General features: G+C 70.5%; 19 protein-coding genes. 9 read left to right on the top strand and 10 right to left on the bottom strand.

The genetic code is table 11. The features are described from left to right. Positions 1-80: 80 nt before the first annotated feature. The 4 genes from EL338_RS21445 to EL338_RS21430 all read left to right on the top strand — a co-directional run bounded on the left by EL338_RS21445 (position 81) and on the right by EL338_RS21430 (position 4,122). Positions 81-1,613, top strand: a complete 1,533-nt coding sequence (locus tag EL338_RS21445; protein WP_126335586.1) for a DUF7159 family protein — start codon at positions 81-83, stop codon at positions 1,611-1,613. An 82-nt stretch (positions 1,614-1,695) separates the two neighbouring features. Continuing rightward, on the top strand, positions 1,696-3,021 hold the full coding sequence (locus EL338_RS21440) for a UDP-glucose dehydrogenase family protein (protein ID WP_126335585.1): 1,326 nt from the start codon (positions 1,696-1,698) through the stop codon (positions 3,019-3,021). Between the two features lie 4 nt (positions 3,022-3,025). Beyond that, positions 3,026-3,748 (top strand): maleylpyruvate isomerase family mycothiol-dependent enzyme, encoded by a 723-nt coding sequence (locus EL338_RS21435; protein ID WP_235666242.1) that lies wholly within the window; start codon positions 3,026-3,028, stop codon positions 3,746-3,748. A 17-nt stretch (positions 3,749-3,765) separates the two neighbouring features. Then, on the top strand, positions 3,766-4,122 hold the full coding sequence (locus EL338_RS21430) for a nuclear transport factor 2 family protein (RefSeq protein WP_126335583.1): 357 nt from the start codon (positions 3,766-3,768) through the stop codon (positions 4,120-4,122). Here the strand turns inward: EL338_RS21430 and EL338_RS21425 are convergent. From EL338_RS21425 to EL338_RS21405, 5 genes are all read right to left on the bottom strand, one after another. Further along, positions 4,097-5,341 carry a YibE/F family protein gene (locus tag EL338_RS21425; RefSeq protein WP_126335582.1) on the bottom strand — a complete coding sequence of 415 codons (1,245 nt, stop codon included), beginning with the start codon at positions 5,339-5,341 and terminating at the stop codon, positions 4,097-4,099. The genes EL338_RS21430 and EL338_RS21425 overlap by 26 nt on opposite strands. 2 nt (positions 5,342-5,343) lie before the next feature. After that, positions 5,344-6,609 (bottom strand): pyridoxal phosphate-dependent aminotransferase, encoded by a 1,266-nt coding sequence (locus tag EL338_RS21420; protein ID WP_126335581.1) that lies wholly within the window; start codon positions 6,607-6,609, stop codon positions 5,344-5,346. A 113-nt stretch (positions 6,610-6,722) separates the two neighbouring features. Continuing rightward, positions 6,723-9,719, bottom strand: coding sequence for a (Fe-S)-binding protein (locus EL338_RS21415; RefSeq protein ID WP_126335580.1), 2,997 nt, complete (start codon positions 9,717-9,719; stop codon positions 6,723-6,725). Positions 9,720-9,888: 169 nt separating this feature from the next. Further along, a complete protein-coding gene (iniR, locus tag EL338_RS21410) occupies positions 9,889-12,318 on the bottom strand; it encodes an isoniazid response ATPase/transcriptional regulator IniR (RefSeq protein WP_235666241.1) in 2,430 nt (809 codons plus the stop codon). Positions 12,319-12,333: 15 nt separating this feature from the next. Further along, complete coding sequence (locus tag EL338_RS21405) at positions 12,334-14,202, bottom strand: Hsp70 family protein (RefSeq protein WP_126335579.1); 1,869 nt, start codon at positions 14,200-14,202, stop codon at positions 12,334-12,336. Positions 14,203-14,423: 221 nt separating this feature from the next. On the opposite strand from EL338_RS21405, the gene EL338_RS21400 reads away from it, so the two are divergent. The 3 genes from EL338_RS21400 (at position 14,424) to EL338_RS21390 (ending at position 18,234) form a co-directional block, all read left to right on the top strand. Beyond that, positions 14,424-14,942, top strand: coding sequence for an Rv0340 family IniB-related protein (locus tag EL338_RS21400; RefSeq protein ID WP_126335578.1), 519 nt, complete (start codon positions 14,424-14,426; stop codon positions 14,940-14,942). Between the two features lie 258 nt (positions 14,943-15,200). After that, positions 15,201-16,292, top strand: coding sequence for an IniB N-terminal domain-containing protein (locus EL338_RS21395; protein WP_126335577.1), 1,092 nt, complete (start codon positions 15,201-15,203; stop codon positions 16,290-16,292). A gap of 85 nt (positions 16,293-16,377) precedes the next feature. Further along, a complete protein-coding gene (locus tag EL338_RS21390; protein ID WP_170217474.1) occupies positions 16,378-18,234 on the top strand; it encodes a dynamin family protein in 1,857 nt (618 codons plus the stop codon). 192 nt (positions 18,235-18,426) lie between these two features. On the opposite strand, the gene EL338_RS21385 is transcribed toward EL338_RS21390, so the two are convergent. Further along, a complete protein-coding gene (locus EL338_RS21385) occupies positions 18,427-18,909 on the bottom strand; it encodes a hypothetical protein (protein WP_126335576.1) in 483 nt (160 codons plus the stop codon). 59 nt (positions 18,910-18,968) lie between these two features. Between EL338_RS21385 and EL338_RS21380 the strand changes: the two genes are divergently transcribed. Continuing rightward, complete coding sequence (locus EL338_RS21380) at positions 18,969-20,459, top strand: dynamin family protein (protein ID WP_126335575.1); 1,491 nt, start codon at positions 18,969-18,971, stop codon at positions 20,457-20,459. On the opposite strand, the gene EL338_RS26225 is transcribed toward EL338_RS21380, so the two are convergent. The 3 genes from EL338_RS26225 to EL338_RS21365 are packed head-to-tail and all read right to left on the bottom strand — an operon-like array spanning position 20,453 to position 22,625. Continuing rightward, on the bottom strand, positions 20,453-21,088 hold the full coding sequence (locus EL338_RS26225) for a hypothetical protein (RefSeq protein WP_163791874.1): 636 nt from the start codon (positions 21,086-21,088) through the stop codon (positions 20,453-20,455). The genes EL338_RS21380 and EL338_RS26225 overlap by 7 nt on opposite strands. 26 nt (positions 21,089-21,114) lie before the next feature. Then, positions 21,115-22,047 carry an LLM class F420-dependent oxidoreductase gene (locus EL338_RS21370; RefSeq protein ID WP_126335574.1) on the bottom strand — a complete coding sequence of 311 codons (933 nt, stop codon included), beginning with the start codon at positions 22,045-22,047 and terminating at the stop codon, positions 21,115-21,117. 20 nt (positions 22,048-22,067) lie between these two features. Next, entirely contained in the window at positions 22,068-22,625 is a 558-nt protein-coding gene (locus EL338_RS21365) for a hypothetical protein (protein ID WP_126335573.1), read from the bottom strand. An 84-nt stretch (positions 22,626-22,709) separates the two neighbouring features. On the opposite strand from EL338_RS21365, the gene EL338_RS21360 reads away from it, so the two are divergent. After that, positions 22,710-23,249 carry a DUF488 domain-containing protein gene (locus tag EL338_RS21360; RefSeq protein WP_126335572.1) on the top strand — a complete coding sequence of 180 codons (540 nt, stop codon included), beginning with the start codon at positions 22,710-22,712 and terminating at the stop codon, positions 23,247-23,249. A gap of 12 nt (positions 23,250-23,261) precedes the next feature. Here the strand turns inward: EL338_RS21360 and EL338_RS21355 are convergent, their stop codons facing one another. Further along, on the bottom strand, positions 23,262-24,842 hold the full coding sequence (locus EL338_RS21355) for a carotenoid oxygenase family protein (protein ID WP_126335571.1): 1,581 nt from the start codon (positions 24,840-24,842) through the stop codon (positions 23,262-23,264). Positions 24,843-24,872 lie beyond the last annotated feature (30 nt).

The following is a 24,872-nucleotide window of genomic DNA, read 5'->3' as shown; positions in this document are numbered from 1 at the left end:
GGCACCCGTGCCCGGAACGAAACTGAAGCTACGTAGCAAACGATATTGGAGGCGCAGTGGACATCGTGCTTGGTGTATCGATGACACCAACCTCGGTCCGCATGGTGCTGGTCGAAGGCGAAAAAGCGGACGGTCTGACCGTCGATCACGACGCCTTCACCGTCGGCTCGGATGACGACTCGGCAACCGCCTCGGCGCAGGTTGTCACCGCCATCCTGGGCACGCGTGAGAGCGCCGCCGAGGGCGGCCACAAGCTGGCCGCCACCGGAGTCACCTGGCGGGATCACGCCGAGGCCGCCGCCCTGAGCGACGCCCTGGCCGCGCACAACCTCGACGACGTCATTCTGGTCTCGGAACTGCACGCCGCCGGAGCGCTGGCCCAAGCCGTGGGACGCGCGGTCGGCTACGAGCGCACCGCGCTGATGTTCCTCGAGCGCGACACCGCGACCGTCTCGGTGGTGCAGACCGCCGACGGCGCGATCGTGAAGGTCCAGACGCAGGACCTGCACACCGAGGACGCCGTGGCCCAGCTGACCGCGATGGTCGCCGGCCTCGAGGAACTCGACGAGCCGCCGCAGGGCGTCTTCGTCGTCGGATCGGGCGTCAGCGTGGCCGCGATCAAGCTGCAGCTCGAGTCGGCCACCTTGCTTCCGGTCAGCGCGCCCGACGAGGCCGAGCTGGCCCTGGCCCGCGGCGCCGCGCTCGCCAGCGCCAACGCGCCCCGGTTCGAGGCCGCCACCGTCGGGCTGGCGCCGGCCGCCGATGTCACCCAGCTCGCCGGCGCCGGCTACCTGCAGCCCGCCGGGTCCCTGGCCTACAGCGAGGTCGACGACGCCGACGTGCCCGAACTCTCGGGTCCGGTGGATATCGACGCCGACGAGTCGGCCGGCCACTCCGCGCGTCGGCCGTTCCTGCTGGTCGGCAGCGCCATGACGTCGATCTTCGTGGTCGGGGTCGCGGCGCTGGTGATCTCACTGGCCGTCAGCATCCGCCCGACCGTCGACGAGCGCCCGACGCCGGGGGAGAGCATGGTCGTGCCGCCGCGCCCGCCGGCGGCCGCGTCGACGCCGCAGCCCGCGGCGCCCGAACCCCCCGCGCCGATCGAGACGATCCAGGCACCCAAGCCGGTCGTCCAGGAGGCCCCCGCGCCGCAGACGCCGCGCACGGTGTTCGTCGACCGCGCCCCGGCACCGGCCGCACCTGCTCCGGCACCCGCGGCCCCCGCCCCGCCGCCTGCTGCTCCCGCGCCCGCTCCGGCACCCCCGCCGGCGGTCGTACCCGCCCCGGTGGCGCCGCCGCCGGTGATCGTGCTGCCGGAGTCGATCGTGCCGCCCATCCTGCGGCCGCGCTGGGATCCGCCGCGCGACTACAACCCGCCCAAGTACGACCCACCCAAGTACGACCCGCCGTCGCGCTGGGAGCCGCCGAAGTGGGAGCCCCCGAAGTGGGAACCCCCGAAATGGGAGCCGCCGAAGACCGCGCCGACCTACGAGCCGCCCAAGCAGCAGCGGCCGAAGTGGCCGGGCAGCGACTCGGGCTCCCGGGGCGGCTCGGATCGGGGTTCGAGCCGAGGCGGGGATTCCATCTTCCCGTGGCCGTCGTTCGGTGACTGAGCGCCCAACCCGTTACCTGCTGTTGGCGTGACGCTCAGCGTCAGGATGCGATGCGCTCATTCGGGCCGCTTAGACAGGGCCTATGCGATGCACGGTCTTCGGCACGGGATACCTCGGCGCCACCCACGCCGCCGGAATGGCCGAACTGGGCCATGAGGTCATCGGCGTGGACATCGACCCGGGCAAGGTCGCCAAGCTGGCCGGCGGGGAGATCCCGTTCTACGAGCCCGGACTGCGAAAGATCCTGAGCGAGAACCTCGCCGCCGGTCGGCTGCGGTTCACCACCGACTACGACGAGGCCGCCGATTTCGCCGACGTGCACTTCCTGGGTGTCGGAACCCCGCAGAAGAAGGGCGAGTTGGGCGCCGACCTGCGGCATGTGCACGCGGTCATCGACACGCTGGTGCCGCGGCTGTCGCGGCACGCGGTGATCGTGGGCAAGTCGACCGTCCCGGTGGGCACGTCCGCGGAACTGGTCGAGCGGGCCAAGGCGCTGGCCCCGGCCGGTGTGGACGTCGAGATCGCCTGGAACCCGGAGTTCCTCCGGGAGGGCTTCGCCGTGCAGGACACCCTGCATCCGGACCGGATCGTGCTTGGTGTGCAACGGAATTCGGTGCGCGCCGAGGCGGCCGTCCGGGAACTGTACGCGCCGCTGCTGGCCGAGGACGTGCCCTTCCTGTTGACCGACCTGCAGACCGCCGAGCTGGTCAAGGTCTCGGCCAATGCCTTTCTGGCGACCAAGATCTCGTTCATCAACGCCATCTCCGAGGTGTGCGAGGCCGCCGACGCAGACGTGACTGTGCTGGCCGATGCGCTGGGCTATGATCCGCGCATCGGCCGGCGATTTCTCAACGCGGGATTGGGGTTTGGCGGCGGCTGCCTTCCCAAGGACATCCGCGCGTTCATGGCCCGGGCCGGCGAACTGGGCGCCAACCACGCGCTGACGTTCCTGCGCGAGGTCGACAGCATCAACATGCGGCGTCGCACCCGCATGGTGGAACTGGCCACCCGCGCGTGTGGCGGTTCGCTGCTGGGCGCCAACATCGCGGTGCTGGGTGCGGCGTTCAAGCCCGAATCCGACGACGTGCGGGATTCCCCGGCCCTCAACGTCGCCGGCATGCTGCAACTCAACGGCGCCACGGTCAACGTGTACGACCCCAAGGCGCTGGAGAACTCCCGCAAGGTGTTTCCCACCCTGAACTACTCGACGTCGGTCTTCGAGGCGTGCGAGCGCGCGGATGCGGTGCTGGTGCTCACCGAATGGAAAGAGTTCGTCGACCTCGACCCGCACGATCTCGACGACGTGGTGCGCGGCCGGGTGATCGTCGACGGCCGCAACTGCCTGGATGTCGCGCGCTGGCAGTCCGCCGATTGGCAAGTGCACTGCCTGGGGCGCCTCGTACGCTGACGGCGTGGACCACATAACGCAACTCTGCGACGAGATCACTGCCTTCGCCGACGTGGTGTTCGGCGCCGACCTCGCGACCCCGGTGCCCACCTGCCCGGAGTGGACCCTGAATCAGCTGTACCGCCACGTCGGCCGCGGGATCCGCTGGGCCGCCCGCAACGTCACCAATCGGCTCGACGGACCGGCGGACCCCAAGACGGTCCCCGACGGCAAACCCCCGGCCGAACCCGAGGCGGCCCGGCAGTGGGTGATCGACGGGGCCCAGGTCCTGCTGGCTGCGGTAGCCAAGGCCGGCCCCGACACCGAGGTCTGGACCTTCGGCGGCCCCCGGCCCGCCGCGTGGTGGGTCCGGCGCTGGACCCACGAGGTCGCCGTGCACCGCGCCGACGCCGCGATCGCCGTCGGCGCCGATTTCACGCTCGCACCCGAGTGGGCCGCCGACGCACTCAGCGAGTGGTTCGACCTGCTGACCCCGCGGCTGGCCGAGCTGGGCAGCAAGACGGTGCATCTGCACGCCACCGACGAGGGGCTGGGTCAGGCCGGCGAATGGACCCTGCGCGACGGCACCTGGCGCCACGAGCACGGCAAGGGCGACGTCGCGCTGCGCGGACCCGCGACCGAGCTGCTGCTGGTCACCACCCGGCGCCGCCCGGTCGAGCAGACCGCGATCCAGGTGTTCGGCGACGACGACGTGCTGCGCGCCTGGTCGGACGCCATGACGCTGTGAGGAGATAGGTTGCTGTTATGACGACTTCGGAGATCGCTACCGTCCTCGCCTGGCACGACGCCCTGAACGCCAAGGACGTCGAGACGCTGGTCCAGCTGAGCAGTGAGGACATCAAGATCGGCGACGCCCACGGCGCGGCCATGGGCGTGCCGGCGCTGACCGAATGGGCCCAGGCCTTCGCGCACACCGTGACGGTGGGCCGGATGTACGTGCACGACGGGGCGGTGGTGGCCGAGCAGACCCTGGAGGACGGCACCGTGGAGGCGACGGCCTTCCACGTGGTGCACGACGAGGTCACCTCGGTGTTCCGGCACGACGATCTGCCGACCGCGCTGGCCGCGGCCGAACTCAACGAGAAGGACTTGGTGCCCTGACGGCCAGCAGGGCCGCGATTCCCGTCGTCAACGGCACCGACAGGGCCAGCGCGATACCGCCGACCGCGGAGCGGGCGATCTCGATGGCGACGGCCTCGCTGGTCAGCACGTCGCCCAGCGAACGGTTGGCCACGCTGAACAACAGCAGCAGCGGCAGCGAACTGCCCGCGTAGGCCAACACCAGCGTGTACACCGTGCTGGCGATGTGATCGCGCCCCACCCGCATCGCCCCGGTGAAAATGGCCCGGCGCGAAGTGTTTTCGCTGGCGTGGGCCAGTTCGAACACCGTGGCCGACTGGGCCACCGTCACGTCGTTGAGCACGCCGAGCGAACCGATGATGAATCCGGCGAGCAGCAGGCCGGTGATCGAGATGTGCCCTAGGTAGGCGGTCACCTGGTTGTTCTGATCCTCCGAGAGTCCGGTCAGGTGCGCCATTTCGATTGCCGCCCAGGACAATCCCGCGGCCAGCAGCAGCGAGGTCAGCGTGCCCAGCAACGCGGCGCTGGTGCGCAGGCTGACCCCGTGCGCGAGGTACAGCACCGCATACAGGATGGCCGCCGAGGCCACCAGGGCCACCGGGACCGCCGGTGCGCCGTCGCGCAGGGCGGGTAACAGGAACAGCACCAGGATGCCGAACGCGACGACGATTCCGAGCAGTGCCCGCAGCCCGCGCCACCGGGCCACCGCGACGATCACCACCGCGAACGCGGCGGCCAGCAGGACCAGCGGCCAGGTGCGCTCGTAGTCGTAGAAGGCATAGCTGGTGATGCCCTGTGGGTCGACCTGACGGACAATCCGGATGTGTTCGCCCGCAGCCAGATTGGGCTGGCCGGGGGTATGGGTGAACTCCAGCAGCGTGTTGGCGCCGACGTTGGCCCCGGAGTCGATGGCGATCAGCACCTGGACGCACGGGCCGGCGTCGGGCAGGCCGGGCGCCGGAGCGGAGGTCAACACCCGCCCGGTCGACGGGCTGCCACAGTTGCCCAGCGTGCTGGAGAGGACCTTGCCCGCCTCGGTGCTCACCGCCCCGCCGGTGGCGTCCTGGAACGGCATCGGGATGTCGACCTTCTGCTGGCTGGGCCACAGCAGCACACCGCCGGCAAACACGCCGATGCCGATCGCGATGAGCAGGCCGACGACGATCTTGGCGGCGACCGGGCCTACCGGGACGGGGTCGGAGCCGCCGTGCGAATGCGAGTGGGAGTGGGAGTGGGCCACGCCTACTGACGGTAGCTTGCCAGGAAATTGCCCAGGCGTTCGATGGCGCTGGTCAGATCGCGGGCCCACGGCAGCGTGACGATCCGCAGGTGATCCGGTGCCGGCCAGTTGAACCCGGTGCCCTGGGTCACCAGGATCTTCTCCTGCAGCAGCAGATCGAGCACCAGTTGCTCGTCATCGGCGATGTCGTAGACCTCAGGGTCCAGCCGCGGGAACGCGTAGAGCGCACCGGCGGGCTTCACGCAGGAGACACCGGGAATCCGGTTGAGCGCGTTCCACGCCGCGTCGCGCTGCTCCAGCAGCCGCCCACCCGGCAGGACCAGATCGTCGATGCTCTGATGACCCCCCAGGGCCACCTGAATGGCGTGCTGCGCGGGCACATTGGGGCACAGCCGCATGTTGGCCAGCAGGCTGATGCCCTCGATGAAGCTGCTGGCGTTCTCCTTGGGCCCGGTGATGGTCAGCCAGCCGGAGCGATAGCCAGCCACCCGGTAGGCCTTGGACAGACCGTTGAAGGTCAGCGTCAGCACGTCGGGCGCCACGCTGGCCAGGCTGATGTGCTTGGCGTCGTCGTAGAGGATCTTGTCGTAGATCTCGTCGGCGAGCAGCAGCAGTTGGTGCTTGCGCGCCAGATCCGCCATCTGCGTGAGGATCTCGCGGCTGTACACCGCACCCGTCGGGTTATTGGGGTTGATCACCACCAGCGCCTTGGTGCGGTCGGTGATCTTCGACTCGAGGTCGTCGATGTCGGGCTGCCAGCCCTGGGTCTCGTCGCACAGGTAGTGCACCGGCGTGCCGCCGGCCAGCGCCGTCGAGGCGGTCCACAGCGGATAGTCCGGCGCGGGGATGAGCACCTGATCGCCGTTGTCCAGCAGCGCCTGCAGCGTCATCGTGATGAGTTCGGAGACACCGTTGCCCAGGAACACGTCGTCGACGTCGAAGCGGGGGAAGCCGTCGACCAGTTCGTAGCGGGTGACCACGGCGCGGCGGGCGCTGAGGATGCCCTTGGAGTCGGAGTAGCCCTGCGCGGTGGGCAGCGCCTGGATGATGTCGCGCATGATGACATCGGGCGCCTCGAAGCCGAAGGGGGCGGGGTTGCCGATGTTGAGCTTGAGGATCCGGTGACCCTCGTTCTCGAGCCGGGCGGCGTGATCGTGGATGGGCCCACGGATCTCGTACAGGACATCCTGCAGCTTGGTCGACTGCGTGAAGATGCGTTGCCGGTTCTCGTGGCCGGCGGTGTGCCACGGCAACTGCGAAGTGCTCATGTTCCTCAGTGTCTCACCCGGTGCAACTAAAATTTGCCGACTACGTCCCACCAAAAAGCTCTCAGGGCTGTGACTTGGTGCGATTCACAGCCCTGAGAGCAATTTCACGTGGATCAGCGCTTGCCCGGCGGGCGCGCGCCCTTGGCCATGCCCAGCCCCTTGACCGGCGGCTGCTCCTTGGCCGGTTCCGGCTCGGCCTTGGCCTCCGGTTCCGCCTTGGCTTCCGGCTCCGGCTGGGCGGCTTCGGGGGCCGCGGCGGGGGCCGGTGCGGCCGGGGCCTTCTTGGCGCCGGGACGACGGGCTCCGGCGGCGATGCCCAGGCCCTTCACCGGAGCCTCGGGCTTGGCCGGTTCCGCCTTGGCCGGCTCCGCCGCAGCAGGCGCGGCCTCGGCGGCCGGTGCCGTCTCGGCGGGTGCGGCCTTCGCGGCGGGCGCGGCGGCGGACTTCTTGGCACCCGGGCGCTTGGCGCCCGCTGCCATGCCCAGGCCCTTCACCGGCGCGGCCGCAGCCTTGGGTGCCTCGGCCTCGGGCGCGGCCGCCTCGGTCTTGGCGGCCGGTGCGGCGGCGGATTTCTTGGCGCCGGGACGCTTGGCGCCCCCGGCGATGCCGAGACCCTTGACCGGCGCGGCGGGGGCTTCGGCCTTGGCCGGTTCGGCCTCGGTCTTGGCGGCCGGTGCGGCGGCGGACTTCTTGGCGCCGGGACGCTTGGCGCCCCCGGCCATGCCCAGGCCCTTGACCGGGGCGGCGGCCTTGGCGGGCTCGGCCGTCTCGGTGGTCTTGGCCTCGGGCTCCGGTGCGGCCTCGGGGGCCTCCGGTTCCGCGACCGGCGCGGCGGCGGCCTGGGCCTCGGCGCGGGCGGCGGCCTCGGCCGCGGCGGCACCCTTCTCGGGCAGCTTCACCGACGAGAGGTCCAGCGACGACAGCAGCAGCTGCGCGACGTCGAGCACCTCGATCTTGTCCACTTCGCGGGCAGCCGACACCTCGTCGACACCGTCGGTGATCATCACGCGGCAGAACGGGCAGCCGGTGGCGACCTTCGAGGCGCCGGTGTCCATGGCCTCTTCGGTGCGCTCGGTGTTGACGCGCTTGCCGATGTGTTCTTCCATCCACATCCGCGCGCCGCCGGCGCCGCAGCACAGGCCGCGGTCGGCGTGCCGCGGCATCTCGGTCAGCGACGCGCCGGACGCGCCGATCAGCTCGCGCGGGGCCTCGTAGACCTTGTTGTGGCGGCCCAGGTAGCACGGGTCGTGGTAGGTGATGTCTTGGGAGACCGGCGACACGGGCGTCAGCTTCTTGTCCCGGATCAGCCGGTTGAGCAGCTGGGTGTGGTGCAGCACCGAGTAGTTGGCCCCGGTCTGGCTGTACTCGCGGCCCAGCGTGTTGAAGCAGTGCGGGCAGGTGACCACGATCTTGCGGTCGACGGTCTCGACACCCTCGAACAGGCCGTCGATGGTCTCGATGTTCTGCGCGGCCAGCTGCTGGAACAGGAACTCATTGCCGGCGCGGCGCGCGGAGTCACCGGTGCAGGTTTCCCCGTCGCCCAGGACCAGGTACTTGACCCCGGCCACGGCCAGCAGTTCGGCGACGGCCTTGGTGGTCTTCTTGGCGCGGTCCTCGTAGGCGCCGGCGCAGCCGACCCAGAACAGGTACTCGTAGCCGTCGAAGGAGTCGACGTCCTTGCCGTACACCGGCACGTCGAACTCGACCTCGTCGATCCAGTTGAGCCGGTCCTTGGCGTTCTGGCCCCAGGGGTTGCCCTTGTTCTCCAGGTTCTTGAACAGCACGGCGAGTTCGGAGGGGAACTCCGACTCCATCAGCACCTGGTAGCGGCGCATGTCGACGATGTGGTCGATGTGCTCGATATCCACCGGGCACTGCTCGACGCAGGCGCCGCAGGTCGTGCAGGACCACAGCACGTCGGGGTCGATGACGCCGCCCTGCTCGGCGGTGCCGACCAGCGGGCGAAGGGCCTGTTCGGGCCCGGACGTGGTGATCCGCTCGAACCCGGACTCCGGGACGCCGTGACCCTTTACGGACTTGTCGAGCGAGGCGAGATCCACCGAATCCTGGTCGGGCATCGGCGTGCCGCCGATGATGTAGGGCGCCTTGGCGAACAGGTGGTCGCGCAGGTCCATGATCAGGAGCTTGGGCGACAACGGCTTGCCGGTGTTCCAGGCCGGGCACTGCGACTGACAACGCCCGCACTCCGTGCAGGTGGTCATGTCGAGGTTGCCCTTCCAGGTGAAGTCCTCGATCCGGCCCTTGCCCAGCACGGCGTCCTCAGCGGGGTCTTCGAAGTCGATCAGCGCACCGTTGTGCTCCATCGGCAGCAGCGGGCCCAGGCCGTCCGGCATCCTCTTGAACGTCACGTTGATGGGCGCCAGGCCGATGTGCAGGTGCTTGGAGTGCAGCACGATCAGCAGGAACGCCAGCATGACGCCGATGTGGGCGAGCAGGGCGATGGTCTCCAGCCACATGTTGGCGGTGTCGCCCAGTGGGGCCATCAGCCAGGCCATGGCGTCGGAGAAGAACGCGCCGGACTGGTACGGGAAGTCTTCCTCGAGCACGTTGACGGCCGCGCCGCGGAACACCGCGAAGGTCAGGATGACCAGGAAGATCATCACCAGGATGGTCCACGCGCCACCGTTGTGCGAGCCGTAGAAGCGGGAATCGCGGCCGTGCTCCTCGGGATCCTTGCGGATCCGGATGATCGCGAAGACGATGATGCCGGCCAGTACCGCGGCGGCGAAGAAGTCCTGCAGGAAGCCCAGTGCCGCCCAGCGGCCGACGAACGGGATGTGGAACGTGGGGTTGAACAGCACGCCGTAGGCCTCTAGGTAGACCGTGGCCAGGATGAAGAAGCCCCACATGGTGAAGAAGTGCGCGATGCCGGGGATCGACCACTTCAGCAGCTTGGTCTGGGCAAAGACTTCCTTGGCCTGGTTGAGCAGGCGCGCACTGAGCTTGTCCTTGCGGCCGCGCTCGTGGATGGTCGGCTGGCCCGAGCGGATCAGTTCGGTCAGCCACAGCACACGCTTGGCGGCGAATACCAAGACGATCGCAGTAGCGACCAGCCCCAACGCCAGCCTGACCCACTCGAGAGTGTGCACCGTGCGCCTCCATTCTGAAGTTACCCGCAGGTAACATAGGCTATGTTACCGGCCGGTAACTTGACCACGTCCTGCTCATAGTGACACTTCGGTGATTAGCGCCGCTACCGAGGCTTGCCTAACTTCGGCGCGAATGTGTTATAGGTCTCAACCCGGGAGCAGGGTGAAATCAGCCCTGGGGCACCAGCATCGCGCGCAACATCGACAACATTTCCGACCGGGATTCCGCACCCAACCGGCGCCGAATCCGGGCGACGTGATGCTCGACGGTCTTCGCCGAAATGAACAGTTGCGCGCCGATATCGCGGTAGGGCATCCCCAGGAGCAACAACTCGGCAACCTCGCGTTCGCGCTCGGACAGCACACCCGCGGGAGCCGCCGGGCCGGGCGCGGCGGTCGCGCCGTCGCCGGGGGCCGGGTCGGACTCGAGGGCCGCGGCGTCCTGACCGGAGGCGAGTTTCAGGTCCCGCGCGATCTGCAGCATGCTGCTCGACACCCGCGGGTCCGGCGTCTGCAGCGCCGCCTGCCCGGCCAGCCGCGTCGCATCCCAGCCCAGCCCGAACTGCGCCAGTCCGCGGGCGGCCGCGGCGACGTCGTCGAGATCGACCTGCCGAGCCAGCACCCGCAGCCAGGCCCGGCCGGCCTGGGCCAGCGCGCGGGCGAACCCGCTGCCCGCGGCCGCCGCGCCCAGCGCCTGCCCGTGCGGGGCCATCTTGTCCGGCGCGTTGGCCAGGATTGCGGCGTGCACCCCGGCCCACCGCAGCGGCAGCGACCACGCGACGGGTTCGCCCAGGCGGTCCAGCAGCGCGAAGGCCTGCTCGAGCGGGTGGGCGAGCCGATCCTCCTGGCGCATCCGCGCCGCGGCCACCCACAGCTCGCCCAGCGGCAGCAGGCTGAACAGATCCACCGAGGACTCGGCGAGCACCTCGAGGGCCGCATACCAGTGCTGCTGCAGGGCCCCGGTGTCGCCGCTTCGCCGGGCCAGCGCCGTCTGCAGCGCGGTCCACCACAGCGCATCGCGGCGATGCAACTGCGCGTGCGGGACGGCGGCCGCGTCGGCCGCCGCCGCCTGCAGCTGGCCGTCCTGCATCTTCAGCCAGGCCCGCAGCAGCCGGTGCCGGTGGTCGAACATCGGGTCGGGCGAGGCGGCGGGACGCAGCGCGCGGGCCAGGACGCTGCGGGCCCGGACCGGATCCCCGGAGTGCATCGCGGCCAGCGCGACGACGGCCGCGGGGCTGTCCGGTACGGCCTCGCGCGCCGGCGGCCCGCCGGCGGACTGCCCCAGACGCGCCGCGGCCACGTCGTAGGGGCCCTCGAAGGTCAGCAGCAACCCCTGGGCCAGGTTGCGGGCGGCGCGCGCCCCGGAGGTGGGCGGCCCCGACGGCCCGCCGGCCAGCGCCTCGCGGGCGGCCGTCAGCGCACCGGCCGCGGTCAGGGTCAGCGCCGCCGCCGCGCCCACCGAGGCCTCCGGCCCCAGCCAGGTGAACAGTTCCGCGGCCTGATCGGTGTGCCCGTCGTGCATGGCGACCGCGGCGCCCACCCGCACCGCCGTGGCGCGCACGATCGGGTCCGCATCGGTGAGCAGGGCATCGGCCAGCTCCGCGGCCGCGGCGCAGTCGCCCGCGCGGGCCAGGGCGTCGGCCAGCGGCGCACGAAGTTCCTCGGCGCCGGCATCGACGGCGGCGCGGTGGATCCGGACCGCCTCGGCCACCGGCGCGGCGGCCGCGGCCTCCGCCAGCACCGTGGCCAGGCCGGGCTCGCGCATGCCGTGCTCCGCCAGCTGTAGCGCGAGATCTGCTGACAGCGTGGACATTTCGAGCTGAGTGCGCAGCAGCTGGGTCTCGATCTCGTGATGGCGCGCGGCGCCGAGGATCTGGGCGACGGCGCGGTGCACGGTCGCCACGAACGCCGCGCCCAGGTCGGCGTCGAGCAGTCCGGTGGCATAGGCGCGGTCGGTGACCCCGCGCGCCGCATCCGGGTCGATGCGCAGCGCGGCGGCGATGTCGGCCGGCCCCAGGCCGGGGGCCAGCGAACCGATCAGCATGGCCTCGAGCAGCGCCTCGTCGGCCCGGCGCAATCGGTCGACCAACGCGAAATAGCTTGACCGGTCGATGTTCTCGGTGGGGGATACGGCGTCGACCAGGAACGGCAGGCCCGCGGTGGCCCCGAGGATGGCGGTGATGATCTCGGCGTCCTGATTGTCGTGCCGGCGGCTGACCTCGATCCGCGACAGCGGGCCGAGGGCGACCCGTGGGCGCTCCCGTTCGATCGCGGCGATCAGTTCGCGCAGCGCCGGACGCTGCTCGCACGGCTGGCACGCCACCACCACCGTGGCCGCCGGGGCCCGGGCGGCCTCGGTCAGCACGCCCAGTTCGTCATCCGAGAGGGTCTCGGCGTCGTCGACCACCAGCGCCGTCGCGGGCCCGGTGGCCGCCGGTGGCCCGGTGCTGACCTCGATGTCCTTGGCCCGCAGGGCTTCCCGGATGCTCAGCAGCGTGGCGGTCTTACCCGTACCGATGCCGCCGACGATGAGCAGCTTGCCCGGATCCTCGGCGAAGGCGCCGACGACATCCCGGGCTGCCGGGGGGATCTCGGACACGGCCGGCCCCAACGGCTACTCGCCGTCGATCGGATCGTCGCCGCCGGACGCACCGTCGTCGATGATCGGATCGTCGGTCGTCGGCGGCCGGGCCTGGGTGGTGGTGGGCGGCGGTTCCTGCGTGGTGGTCGGCGGCGGCGTCGTCGTGGTGGGCGGCGGGGTCGTGGTCGTCGGCTGCGTGGTGGTGGTCGTCGGCTGAGTCGTCGTGGTCGTGGTGGTGGTCGTGGTCGTCGTGGTGGTGGTCGGCGACGTGGTCGTCGTCGTGGTGGGCTCCGGCGACGGTTCGGTGGTGGTGGTCGTTTCCGGTGGCGGCGGGGGCGGAACCACCGTCGTGGACACCGTGGGCTCGCCGTCGGGGCCGGTGATCACCATCGTGCGCGTCTCGGAGGTCGGCAGGGTGGTCTTGACCGTCACCGGTTCGCTGTCGGTGGAGTTGCTGGTCAGGGAGAAGGCCACGCCCGTGACCGCCAGCAGCGCGGCCGCGGCGGCGCCGAACAGCACCGGCGGGCGCTTGTACCAGGCCAGCGGCGGGGGTTCGCCGCCGTCGGGTCCGAAGACGTCGGTCTCGTCGCGCTCGAACTCCACCGGCGGGCGCGCGCCGGCCGCGGGATCGAAGGTCGCGGGTTCGAAGGTGTAGTCCTCGCCGGAGTACGGCACCGGTTCGCCGCCGCCGTCGTCGTCCTGCGACCAGGCCAAGGCGCGGTGGGTGGCCGACGGCGCCCCGTCGGTGGCGGATTCGGTGGCCGCGACCCCGGCCGCGCCGGCGGCCCAGGCGGCCGGCGCCAGCCCGGTGGGCAGGTCGGCGAGGTCCGGTGCCTGCGCCATGCCGGTGGGGGCGTCGGGGGACGGGCCGCGCTCGGCGATGACGGCCGCGCCCGCGGCGGCGGTCAACCCCGGCTGCGGCATGGTCACGACGGGAACCCGCAGCAACTCCGAGAGCCGCTGGGTGATCAGCGGGATCGCGGCGCCGCCGCCGACCGTGGCCACCGCGGTCAATTGCGCGGCCGGGATCCGGTTGCGCTCCAACGTATCCCCGAGCGCATCGAGGAAGCCGCCCAGCGGCCCGTCGATCAGGTTCTCCAGCTCGGCACGCGTGAGCCGGACATCGGCGGTGGTGCCGGGCAGCTGCACCGCGATCACCGCGGAGGTCTCGGCCGACAGCCGCTCCTTGGCCTGCCGGCATTCGGCGCGCAGTTGCGTCAGCGACCCGACCGCGGCGGTACCGGCCGGATCGGCGTCGTTGGCCTCCTGCAGGCCCGCGAGCACGTGGCCGAGAATCGCCTGGTCGATCTGGTCGCCGGAGAACTCGGTATGACGGACGACCTCGCCGATCGGCGAGAGTCCCTGCCCGGCGTCGGCCAGGGCCAGCGTGGTCCCGGTGCCGCCGAAGTCGCACAGCGCGATCACGCCGCTGGCGGGCAGGCCGGGCCCGGTCTGCAGGGCGGCCAGCGACGTGGCGGCATCGGAGACGAGTTCCGGCGGCGCCCCGTCGGAGAACAGCGAGGGCTTGTTGCGCAGCGCGGCGCGCAGCGCGCCGACGACGGCCGGGCCCCAGTGCGCGGGCACCGCCACGGCGACCTTGTCCGGTGTCGAACTGCCGCCGATCGTGCGCGCCATCGCGTCGAGGGCCTCCGCGGTCAGCACGTCGCCGCGGTGCGAGGACCCGTCCGCGGCGATCAGCGGGACGGGATCGCCGACCCGCTCCACGAATCCCCACATGATCAGGCCGGGCTCGGTGAGGTTCGGGTTCTCGCCGGGCACCCCGACCTCCGGGGGACGGCGGTCGAACAGCGTGAGCACCGCCCGGCGGCTCACCGACGGGCGCGCGGTGCGCGTCGCCCCCAGATTGGTCTGGCCGATCGACAGGCCCAGCACATCACTCATGACTCATGTCCGTCGCTCATAACGGTCCTCACGATAGCGGCTTTCCTGCGCCACCCGCGGACTTCGCGCGCGTTTCCCCCTAAGGTTCTGCAACCCCCTATGGGGCGATCCCCTAATGGGTGTCCCGTCGGGGTGGGTTCGGCACCGATCCCAGGGGCCGCGCGGCTGGCTAGTCTTTGGTCAACATCTGCTGGAGACAACGCCTAGGGGAGAACCGCGTCATGGCCAACGAACTGCTCGACTTCGTGATGTCGTTGGTGCGCGATCCCGAGGTCGCGGCGCGCTACGCCGCCGATCCGGCCGGCGCGCTCGCCGAGGCCAACCTGGCGAACGTGACCAGCGCCGATGTCGACAACCTGATTCCGGTGGTGTCCGACTCGCTGTCGATGGCGACCCCGTCGTTCGGCACCGCGGTGCCCGTCGACGACAGCGTCTGGACCAGCGGCGCGGCCGCGCAGGCCTTCGACGCCTTCGACGCGTTCGCGCCGGCGGTCCCGGAAACCGGTCTGAGCGGCCTGGACGATGTGCCCGCCGCCGTCATCGACACCGACCTGGCCGCCGCGGTGGGCGCGCCCGACCTGGACCCGCAGTTGCCCGTCGTCGAGGAGGTCGCCGGATTCGACGTCTTCGACGCGCCGGAGGTCCACGAGCCGGCCGGCTGGGATCAGGGCGTGCTCGACTCCCCGGTCGCCGGCGACACCGGCCCGGCCGACGAGGCGCCCGGGTTCGACCTGTTCTGACCCGTCTTCGACACACCGCCGACAACGCAACCGTTGTCGGCGGTGTTTTTTGTCGTTCAACAGCGAAAATACCCCGGCAATGGGGCTGATCCCCGGCTACCCCCATTGATCCCCTAATCCCCTAACGGGGCCGGGGTTGCTACCCCTAGTCGGGCACCCCTCAGCACGGGTTTGCGCCCCGTTTCCGGGGGGTGTGGAAATCCATAACGTTGTTGCCAGATCGCCGGAACGCCCGGCGGATGACCGAAAGGCACGACGATGATCAACTTGATCGACTGGATCCTGAACCTGTTCCGCGACGAGGATGCGGCCCGCTCATTCGTCGCCGCACCCGAGGCGGCCATGCGCGACGCCGGCCTGGCCGGTCTGTCCGCCGCGCAGTTGTCCACCGTGGCCGCCACCGCGGTGCCGGGCATGATGCTCGGCGGTGGCGACCCGGTCGTCGGCCTGCAGCGGGCGGTGTCCAACCACTACGGATTCGCCCCGGCCAACGACTACACCGCGGCCACCAGCCTGCTGTCGCCGACCTGGGCGCCGTCGCCGACGTTCGCCCCGGACACCGACCTGGCCAGCCACAACAACACGGATCTGGCCAGCCACAACCAGACCCCGATCATGAGCCCGGTCCAGGATGCCGGGGCCAATGCCCAGCAGGGGGCGTTCAACCTCGGCTTCGGTGACATCACCCTGGGCGACAAGACGTCCAACACCGCCACCAACGGCGGGGTGGTCGTCGCCGGCGACAACGACGGCGACATCGTCAGCGGCGACGGCGCGGTCCTCGGCAACAACAACGACGTCAACAATGGCGACATCTGGGCCGGCAGCGGCTCCAACGTCAACCTCGGCGACGGCGACATCGACGACGACGGCATCACCAACACCGGCAGCGGTTCGGTGATCACCGACAACGAGGGCCCGGTCTTCCAGGACGTCGACGCCAGCGGCGGTAACGGCGGCAGCGCCGGCAGCGGCGGCGGTGGCCTGATCGACATCGGCCTGGGCGGCGACAACACCCAGGGCGGCAACGCGGGCGGCGGCGGCATCGTCATCGTCACCGACAAGACCACCAGCAACGTCGTCGGCGGGGATCAGAGCACGGTCGGCGGCGACGCCGGCAGCGGCAACTCGTCGGACACCTCGGTGTACACCCAGACCGAGGTCGCGACGTCGACCACCACCTCGGTGGCCGACTACTCCGATCACTCGCAGACCGAGGTCTACGACAACTCCTCGGAGCACAGCGCCTCGCTGTTCGACAACAGCCGCGAGACCTCGGCGACCAACAGTGCGCTCGACACCGGTCACGAGGCCTCGCTGGGATCGGGCAACAGCCTGCTCGGCTTCTGAGCGGGCAGCACGCCGCGCGCGGCGGGGACCTTCGGGTTCCCGCCGCGTCCGCGGCTTACGGTGGACAGGACGCGAGGGAGAAACGGTGACACAGGCCAACAGCGCGCCGGCCAACCAGGCGCCGGACCCGCGCCGGGTGAAGGTGATCGTCGAACTGATCGACCACACCAGCACCATCGCGGAGCTCAACGACCGCGCCGACCTGCGCCAGCGCCTGGCCGTCGCGCGGGAGCGGATCAGCGATCCGCAGATCCGGGTGGTCATCGCCGGTCAGCTCAAGCAGGGCAAGAGCCAGCTGCTGAACTCGCTGCTGAACATGCCGGTGGCCCGCGTCGGGGACGACGAGACCACCGCGCTGGTCACCATCGTCACCTACGGCGAGCAGCCGTCGGCCCGGCTGGTGGTGGCCCCGGACCCCGGCGGCAGCGAACCCGAGGTCATCCCGATCCCGATCGACGACATCAAGCACGATCTGCGGCGCGCGCCGCAGGCCGGCGGCCGCGAGGTGCTGCGCGTCGAAGTCAGCGCGCCCAGCCCGCTGCTCAAGGGCGGCCTGGCTTTCGTCGACACCCCCGGGGTGGGCGGGCACGGCCAACCGCACCTGTCCTCGACGCTGGGCCTGCTGCCCGACGCCGACGCGATGCTGATGGTCAGCGACACCAGCCAGGAGTTCACCGAACCGGAGATGCGGTTCATCCGGCAGGCCTACGAGATCTGCCCGGTGGGCGTGGTGATCGCCACCAAGACCGACCTGTACCCGCATTGGCGCGCGATCGTGGCGGCCAACACCGAGCATCTGCAGCGGGCCGGGATGCCGATCCCGATGATTCCGGCCTCGGCGCTGCTGCGCAGCCACGCGGTGCAACTCAACGACAAGGAACTCAACGAGGAGTCGAACTTCCCGGCCATCGTCCGGTTCCTCTCCGAGCAGGTGCTGTCCCGGGAGAACGACCGGGTCCGCGATCAGGTGCTGGCCGAACTCTCCTCGGCCGCAGAGCATTTGACGCTGGCCGTGAACGCCGAGCTGGCGGCCATCAACGACCCGGAGGACGTCCGTCGGCTCACCGAGGATCTGGAGCGCCGCAAACAGGAGGCCCAGGAGGCGCTGCAGCACACCGCGCTGTGGCAGCAGGTGCTCAACGACGGGATTTCCGACCTGACCGCCGACGTCGACCACGACATGCGGGCCCGGTTCCGGGCCATCGTGGCCCACACCGAGGGCGTCATCGACTCGTGTGACCCGACCCAGCACTGGGCCGAGATCGGCACCGAGGTCGAGGACGCGGTGGCCACCGCGGTCGGGGACAACTTCGTGTGGGCCTACCAGCGCGCGGAGGCGTTGGCGCAGGAGGTGGCGCGGACCTTCGTCGAGGCCGGCCTGGACGCCGTCAAGATGCCGCACGTCAGCGCCCGCGAGATGGGCGCGGGCTTCGACGGGCTGAAGTCGTTGGCGCGGTTGGAGGCTCAGCCGATCGGCATCGGACACAAGGCGCTGACCAGCATGCGCGGCTCCTACGGCGGCGTGCTGATGTTCGGCATGCTCACCTCGGTCGCCGGCCTGGGCATGTTCAACCCGATCTCGTTGGGCGCCGGCCTGCTGCTGGGCCGCAAGTCCTATCGGGAGGACATGGACAACCGGATGCTGCGGGTGCGTACCGAGGCCAAGAACAACCTGCGCCGGTTCGTCGACGACGTGTCGTTCGCCGTCGGGAAGGAATCGCGGGACCGGCTCAAGGGGATCCAGCGGCAGCTGCGCGACCACTACCGGGAGATCGCCAACCAGACCACGCGCTCGCTCAACGAGTCGCTGCAGGCCACCATTGCCTCGGCGCAGCTCGAGGAGAACGAACGCAACACCCGGGTGCGCGAGCTGGAGCGTCAGCTCAACATCCTCGGTCAGGTCGGCGACAACATCGAGAAGCTGCGCGGACCAGCGCGTTAGTGCCGGATCAGAGGACCGCGGCTTACGCCGTTGGGACGAGCGGGACGGTCTCCGGGCGGCCCCTCGATCAAATGCCGTCACCTCGGGGTGACGGTCATCCACAGGGATTGGCTGTGCACAACTGTCAACACCCGGTGACGGGTTTCAGTCGAGGGTCGCGTGGAGAGCGGCGAACCTTGGTGGTGGGGGTCGTCAGTCCCGGGAGCCGTTCGGGAACAACGTCCGAGTCTGGTTGAGCCGCGGGCGTTTGCGCGTGGTGGTCGCGGTCTCCTCGGCGGTCTCCTCGGCTGCCTCGGAGGTGGTCGCCGCGGTGGTTTCCGAAGTCTCAGAGGTCTCGGAGGTCTCGCTGGTCTCCGACGTCTCGGAGTCGGTGGGCGCCATCGGCGGCGGGATGCCGATGTCCGTCGTCGACAACGGCACGCTGGTGGTGAACGACGTCGTCGACTCCGATGGCGTGATGACGAACGGCTGCCGCTCGCGCGAGGTGGTGGGCTCCGGGGTCCAGGTGGTGGTGGTCCGGTACACCGGCTCACCCGGCTTGCTCCACTCGTCGGACATCCGGACGACCGTGATCACCAGCGCGGCGATCAGCACCACGCCCGCGACGCCGGCCGCGATCACCACATTCGGGTTGCGATGCCAGGGCACCTCGTCGGTACGGTCGTCGTCAGCCACGGGCGCCGATACTAGCCGTGAACCCGCGCCGCGGCGCGGCCCGTAAACTCAAGGACCCGATGAGCACGAGCGATCAAGTGCGCGCGATCCTGGGCGGCACAATCCGCGCCTACCAGGGCGAACCCGCCTTCCGGCAGCGCCCGGACGTGTTCAACGAGCTCGACCGGATCGGCTGGCAGCTCAACCAGCCCATCCGCATCGCGCTGGCCGGAACGCTCAAGGCCGGCAAGTCGACGTTGGTCAACGCCCTGGTCGGGGAGAACATCGCCCCCACCGACGCCACCGAGGCCACCCGCATCGTCACCTGGTTCCGCCACGGCCCCACCCCGAAGGTCACCGCGAACTACGGCGGCCGGCGCGCCAACGTCCCGATCAGCCGCGACGCCGAGGACGGCGGCCTGACCTTCGAGCTCGCGGCCCTGGACCCCGCCGAGGTCGCCGGCCTGGACGTGGAGTGGCCGGCCGCGGAACTGATCGACACCACCATCATCGACACCCCGGGGACCTCGTCGCTGTCGCGCGACGTCTCCGAGCGGACGTTGCGGCTGCTGGTGCCCGAGGACGGCGTGCCGCGGGTGGACGCCGTGGTGTTCCTGCTGCGCACCCTCAACGCCGCGGACATCGCGCTACTCAAGCAGATCGGCGAACTCGTCGGCGGCTCGGCGGGCGCGCTCGGGGTGATCGGGGTGGCGTCGCGGGCCGACGAGATCGGCGCGGGCCGGATCGATGCGATGCTCTCGGCCAAGGACGTCGCGCAGCGCTTCACCAGCGAGATGGACAAGACCGGCATCTGCCAGGCCGTCGTGCCGGTGTCCGGGCTGCTGGCGCTGACCGCGCGCACGCTGCGCCAGAGCGAGTTCGTGGCGCTGGAAAAGCTCGCCGGGGTGGACGCTGCCGAGCTCAACAAGGCCATGCTCAGCGTGGACCGGTTCGTCCGGGAGGACGAGTCGTTGCCCGTCGACGCCGCCACCCGGGCCGCGCTGCTCGACCGGTTCGGCATGTTCGGGATCCGCATCTCGATCGCGGTGCTGCGCTCCGGGATCACCGACTCGGTGGGCCTGGCCGACGAACTGCTGGAGCGCAGCGGCCTGGTGGCCCTGCGCGACGTCATCGATCAGCAGTTCGCGCAGCGCTCCGAGCTGCTCAAGGCGCACACCGCGATGCTGGCGCTGCGCCGGTTCGTCGAGGTGCACCCCATCCGGGCCACGCCGTACATCATCGCCGACATCGATCCGCTGCTGGCCGACACGCACGCATTCGAGGAGCTGCGGCTGCTCAGCCAACTACGTTCGCGGCCAACCACTTTGAACGACGACGAGATCGTGTCGCTGCGCCGCATCATCGGCGGCTCGGGCACCGACGCGGCGAGCCGGCTGGGCCTGACGCCCGCGGAGCCCTACGACGGGCCGCGGGCGGCGTTCGCCGCGGCCCAGCGGTGGCGGCGCCGGGCCGAACACCCGCTCAACGATCCGTTCACCACCCGCGCGTGCCGCGCGGCCGTGCGCAGCGCCGAGGCGCTGGTGGCGATGTTCGCCGCGCGGGGTTACTGACCGTCCCCGCCGCCCGGCCGCGGGAACAGCGTCGGCAGGGTGGGGCGGGTCCAGGTCGGGCGCACCGTCTCGGTCTCGGTGACCGTCTCCGTCGGCGGGGCCTCGGTGGTGGTCGTGGTCTCCGTAGGTTCTTCGGTGGTGGTGGTCGGTTCCTCGGTGGTGGTCTCCGGGGGCGGAGCCTCGGTGGTGGGCGTCTCGGTGATGGTCAGGGTCTCGTCGGGCACGGGGGCCGGGGCGGGCACCTGCGTGCCGCCGGTCTCGGTCGGCGCCTCGGTGGTGGTCGTGGTGGTCGTGGTGGTGGTTTCGCCGGTCGGGGTCGACGAACCGCCGGCCAGTTGCACGATCGCGTAGATGGCCAGCGCCAGGATCACCGCGGCCAGCGCGCCGAGGGCCACCAGGGCGCCGGGCTTGCGGTACCACGGCGTCGGCGGCTCGGGCGGGGCGGCGTAACCGGTCTGGTAATCGGCCGGGTACCCGGACTGGTAGCCCGTCTGGTAGCCGTAATCGGTGGGCGGCTGGTGCTGCTCGGGCGGAACCTCGCTGTAGGCCTGTCCGCCGGTGCCGCCGCCGTAGTTGGCGGCCTGGGTGGGGTCGCTGTAGAACTCGTCAGGATTGTCGTTGCGGGCCACGGGCTCCGATAGTAACGCGCAATCGCTCAGCGCAGCTGCGCGGCGACACCCTCGGCAAACAACTCCAGATGGTCCAGGTCGGCCAGATCGAGCACCTGCAGGTACACCCGCGTCGCCCCGGCCTCGGCGAAGGGGCCCAGCCGGTCGACGATCTCGTTTGGCGTGCCCACCAGCGGGGTGTTGGTGCGCAATTCGTCGAGCTGGCGGCCGATCGCGTCGGCTCGGCGGGCCACCTCGGCGTCGTCGCGGCCCGCGGCCAGGACGAAGCACGCCGAGTACGTCATCGAGTCCGCCGGGCGCCCGGCGGCGGCCACGGCCTCGGCGACCCGGGCGTACTGGGTCTTGACGACCTCCAGCGAATTGAACGGGACGTTGAACTCCGCGGCGTGTTTGGCCGCCAGCGCGGGGGTGCGGTTGGCCCCGGTGCCGCCGATGATGATCGGCGGGTGTGGCGTCTGGGCGGGCTTGGGCAGTGCCGGCGAGTCCGTCAGCGTGTAGTGCGCGCCGGTGTAGTCGAACCGCTGGCCGGTCGGCGTGGTCCAGAGCCCGGTGAGGATGTCGAGTTGTTCGGCGAGCCGGTCGAAGCGTTCCCGCAGCGGCGGGAACGGGATCCCGTAGGCGGTGTGTTCGGGCTCGTACCAGCCGGTGCCCAGGCCCAGCTCGATCCGGCCGCCGCTCATCTCGTCGACCTGGGCCACCGAGATGGCCAGCGGTCCGGGGTAGCGGAACGTGGCCGAACTCACCATGGTGCCCAGCCGGATGGTGCTGGTCTCGCGCGCCAGACCGGCCAGGGTCACCCAGGAGTCGGAGGGCCCGGGCAGCCCGTCGCCGCTCATCGCGACATAGTGGTCGGACCGGAAGAAGGCCGAATATTCAAGGGACTCTGCGGCTTTGGCGACGGTGAGCTGATCGGCGTAGCTGGCGCCCTGCTGAGGTTCGATGAATACGCGGAAGTCCATGGCCTCCAGCGTAGGCGGGTTCAGAAGGTCTCGACGCCTTCGACCGCGACGAACATCCCGTGCCCGGTGGCCTGGTTGGTGAACCGGGTGCCCTCGGGGCTCGCGGCGATGTGCCAGCCCTGGGCGGTGTAGTCGCGGTAGTCGAGCGTGACGGCCGGGATGTTGCCCAGGTTGCCCAGGATCCAGCGCACCGAACCCGACGAGGTGACGTTGACGCCGTTGGCCGGGTGGCCGTCGACGTCGGGGGAGTTCTCGAACTGGGACTCGCACCCCACGGCCTCGGTGTTGAGCTGGCAGCGGGTCTTGCCGGACTTGGTCTGGACGAAGACGTAGCCCTGCGCGTTTGCCGGCAGGGTCTCGGCGCCCGACGGCGGCGCGGCCGTGGCGGTCGGCCCGGGAGCCGGGGTCGACGTCGTCGCCGACGGCGGGGTCACCGGCGGGCGGCTGGTGGGGAACTCCGGTTCGGCGTGGGTCCCGCAGCCCGGGCAGGCGGGTTCGCCGTCGGTCACGTTGCTGCAGCTCACCAGCGCGAACGTGGCGACGAGCGCGGTGCCGGCCAGCGCCAGCCTGAAGTGCATGGGCTCACCGTACCCGGGGTGGTACGGGAGTTGAACCTGTGACTGATGATGGTTACGAAGCCGTAGCCGCGGATATGATGCGCCATGGGCTGGACCAAGGACACGATCTTCACCCTGGGGCACTCGACGCTGGACCCGGACGAGTTCGTCGAGTTGCTGAACAGCTACGAGATCAAGCGGCTGGCCGACATCCGGACCATCCCGCGCTCGCGGCACAATCCCCAGTTCAACGCCGACGAGATGGGCCAGACCCTGCCGGCGGCCGGCATCGAATACGTGCCGATGCCCGCGCTGGGCGGGCTGCGGCACGCCCGCAAGGACTCACCCAACAGCGCCTGGCGCAACAAGAGTTTCCGCGGCTACGCCGACTATATGCAGACCCCCGAATTCGCCCGCGCGGTGGAGGATCTCATCGCCGGGGCGGCCTCGGGGCGCACGGCGATCATGTGCGCCGAGGCGGTGCCGTGGCGCTGCCACCGCTCGCTGGTGGCCGATGCGCTCGGGGTGCGCGGCGTGCCGGTGGTCGAGATCATGTCGAAGACCAGCTCCCGGATGCACCAGCTGACGTCCTTCGCCCGGGTCGAGGGCACCCGGATCACCTATCCGCCCGACGACGAATCCTGAAGTGCGGCAGGGTCAGTGCGCGGCGACACGGCTGGTGAAGGCGCCGTGGTAGCTCATCGGCAGATGGAACGGCAGCCAGGCCTCGGCGATCGGTCCGGCGTCGAGGTGGGCGGCGTCGAAGATCATCAGCCGGCTGCGGTGCTCGGCCGCGTCGTAGCCGAGGGTCAGCACCCAGCCGTCGTCCTCGGCGCTGGTGCGACTGCGCGGCACGAAGGTGGGCTCGAGCAGGATGTTGTGCGGCGGGCGGTACTGCTGGGTGGTGCCGCTGCGGTGATCGATGCGAGCGATCCCGGTGCCGCTGCTCTCGCCGCTGCGCTGCACCGTGACATAGCTGATGTCGTGGCGCTGGGTGGAGCGGCGCTGGTCGAATTGCGGGAAGTCCGCGGGCAGGTCGGCGGCGACCTCCTCGGTGACCCGCCCGCTCGCGCTGATCCGCAACCGGGTGACGCGGCCGGCGTCCCGCTGCTGCGCGGGCGACAGGCCGTCGTAGAGCGTGTCGATGCCGAGGCGGGTGTCGATGCCGAAACGGTGCAGGCCGGGCAGGGTTTCCAGTGACCACCGGGACAGCTCCACCACCACGTCGTCGCCGTCGTCGAAGGCGTTGGTGTAATGCCAGCTGAAGAACGGGTCGGTCTCCACGATGCGTAGCTTGTCGCCGTTGCGGGGAGCCAGCACCAGGTAGGTGGGCTCGCCGTCGAACAGTTTCAGCGAATCCCACATGGACCTCGCGCCCAGGAGGAACTTCGCCGGGCGGATCCGGTAGGGCGCGACGCAGAAGATGCCGTAGCGGGCGGTCAGCGCCATGTCGTGGACGATCGGAAAGCTGGTCTGACCCGGCAGCGGCACCGACCGCAGATAACGGGTGCGCCCGGTCCGGTTGTCCGTCTCGTACATTCGCAGCTTGATCCGCGGGATCGCCTCGCCCGCAAGTTCTTTGAGCCGCCGTCTGCGTTCCTGCGGCGTGCGGGCGCCGCGGATCCACCGCGGGTCGATCCGCGGGTAGTACGGATCGAACCCGAAGTTGACGCTGGTGTTGTGCACCGGGTCGTGGGTGTAGTGCGCCGAGAAGGCGCCGGCCGGGCCCTGCAGGGCGCCGCCCAGGCTGCACATACCGAGCGTGTCGAGGGTGTCCAGGTCCATCCGGTGCGGTCGACCACCTTCGTGCAACGCGAGCAGCGAATCGGGTTCCAGCATGACGCTGGTGTTCGCGGTATTGGCGGGCAACCGGCCGATGTTCGCCAGCGGTCCGCCCGGGCGCTGCTGGGTGACCCCGCGCTGAACCATGGCGCCGGCAGCGGTGGTCGTGCGGTAGTGGTCGGTGCGCACGAAGCGGTTGCGGAAATGCACGCCGCGGCCGTCCAGGATGAAGGCGCTGATCATCCCGTCGACGTCGAAGATGCTGTTGACCTGCGAGGAGCCGATCTGCCAGCGGCCCGACCCGTTGCGGTACAGCGTGCCGGTGAGGTCCGGGGGCAGGGTGCCGGTGATCTCGGTGATCGGCAGATCATGTTCGCCGTCCACGCTGTCGAAGAACCGCGGAGGCCAGGTGTGGCCCTCTGCGCTGGCAACTGACGCGCTGTCGGTTTCGGGCATAACAGACAGCGTGTCAGTTATGGGCGGTTC

The organism is Mycolicibacterium chitae (genome assembly GCF_900637205.1).
Classification (GTDB): domain Bacteria; phylum Actinomycetota; class Actinomycetes; order Mycobacteriales; family Mycobacteriaceae; genus Mycobacterium; species Mycobacterium chitae.
Note: the sequence above shows the minus strand (reverse complement) of the source record. Positions and strands in the feature narration are given on the sequence as shown.

Coding starts and splice junctions, on each gene's coding strand:
- EL338_RS21365 (WP_126335573.1), bottom strand. CDS start 22,625: ATGCACTTCAGGCTGGCGCTGGCCGGCACCGCGCTCGTCGCCACGTTC.
- EL338_RS21360 (WP_126335572.1), top strand. CDS start 22,710: ATGGGCTGGACCAAGGACACGATCTTCACCCTGGGGCACTCGACGCTG.
- EL338_RS21400 (WP_126335578.1), top strand. CDS start 14,424: ATGGCCAACGAACTGCTCGACTTCGTGATGTCGTTGGTGCGCGATCCC.
- EL338_RS21395 (WP_126335577.1), top strand. CDS start 15,201: ATGATCAACTTGATCGACTGGATCCTGAACCTGTTCCGCGACGAGGAT.
- EL338_RS21430 (WP_126335583.1), top strand. CDS start 3,766: ATGACGACTTCGGAGATCGCTACCGTCCTCGCCTGGCACGACGCCCTG.
- EL338_RS21380 (WP_126335575.1), top strand. CDS start 18,969: ATGAGCACGAGCGATCAAGTGCGCGCGATCCTGGGCGGCACAATCCGC.
- EL338_RS21445 (WP_126335586.1), top strand. CDS start 81: ATGACACCAACCTCGGTCCGCATGGTGCTGGTCGAAGGCGAAAAAGCG.
- EL338_RS21405 (WP_126335579.1), bottom strand. CDS start 14,202: ATGAGTGATGTGCTGGGCCTGTCGATCGGCCAGACCAATCTGGGGGCG.
- EL338_RS21370 (WP_126335574.1), bottom strand. CDS start 22,047: ATGGACTTCCGCGTATTCATCGAACCTCAGCAGGGCGCCAGCTACGCC.
- EL338_RS21420 (WP_126335581.1), bottom strand. CDS start 6,609: ATGAGCACTTCGCAGTTGCCGTGGCACACCGCCGGCCACGAGAACCGG.
- EL338_RS21355 (WP_126335571.1), bottom strand. CDS start 24,842: ATGCCCGAAACCGACAGCGCGTCAGTTGCCAGCGCAGAGGGCCACACC.
- EL338_RS21440 (WP_126335585.1), top strand. CDS start 1,696: ATGCGATGCACGGTCTTCGGCACGGGATACCTCGGCGCCACCCACGCC.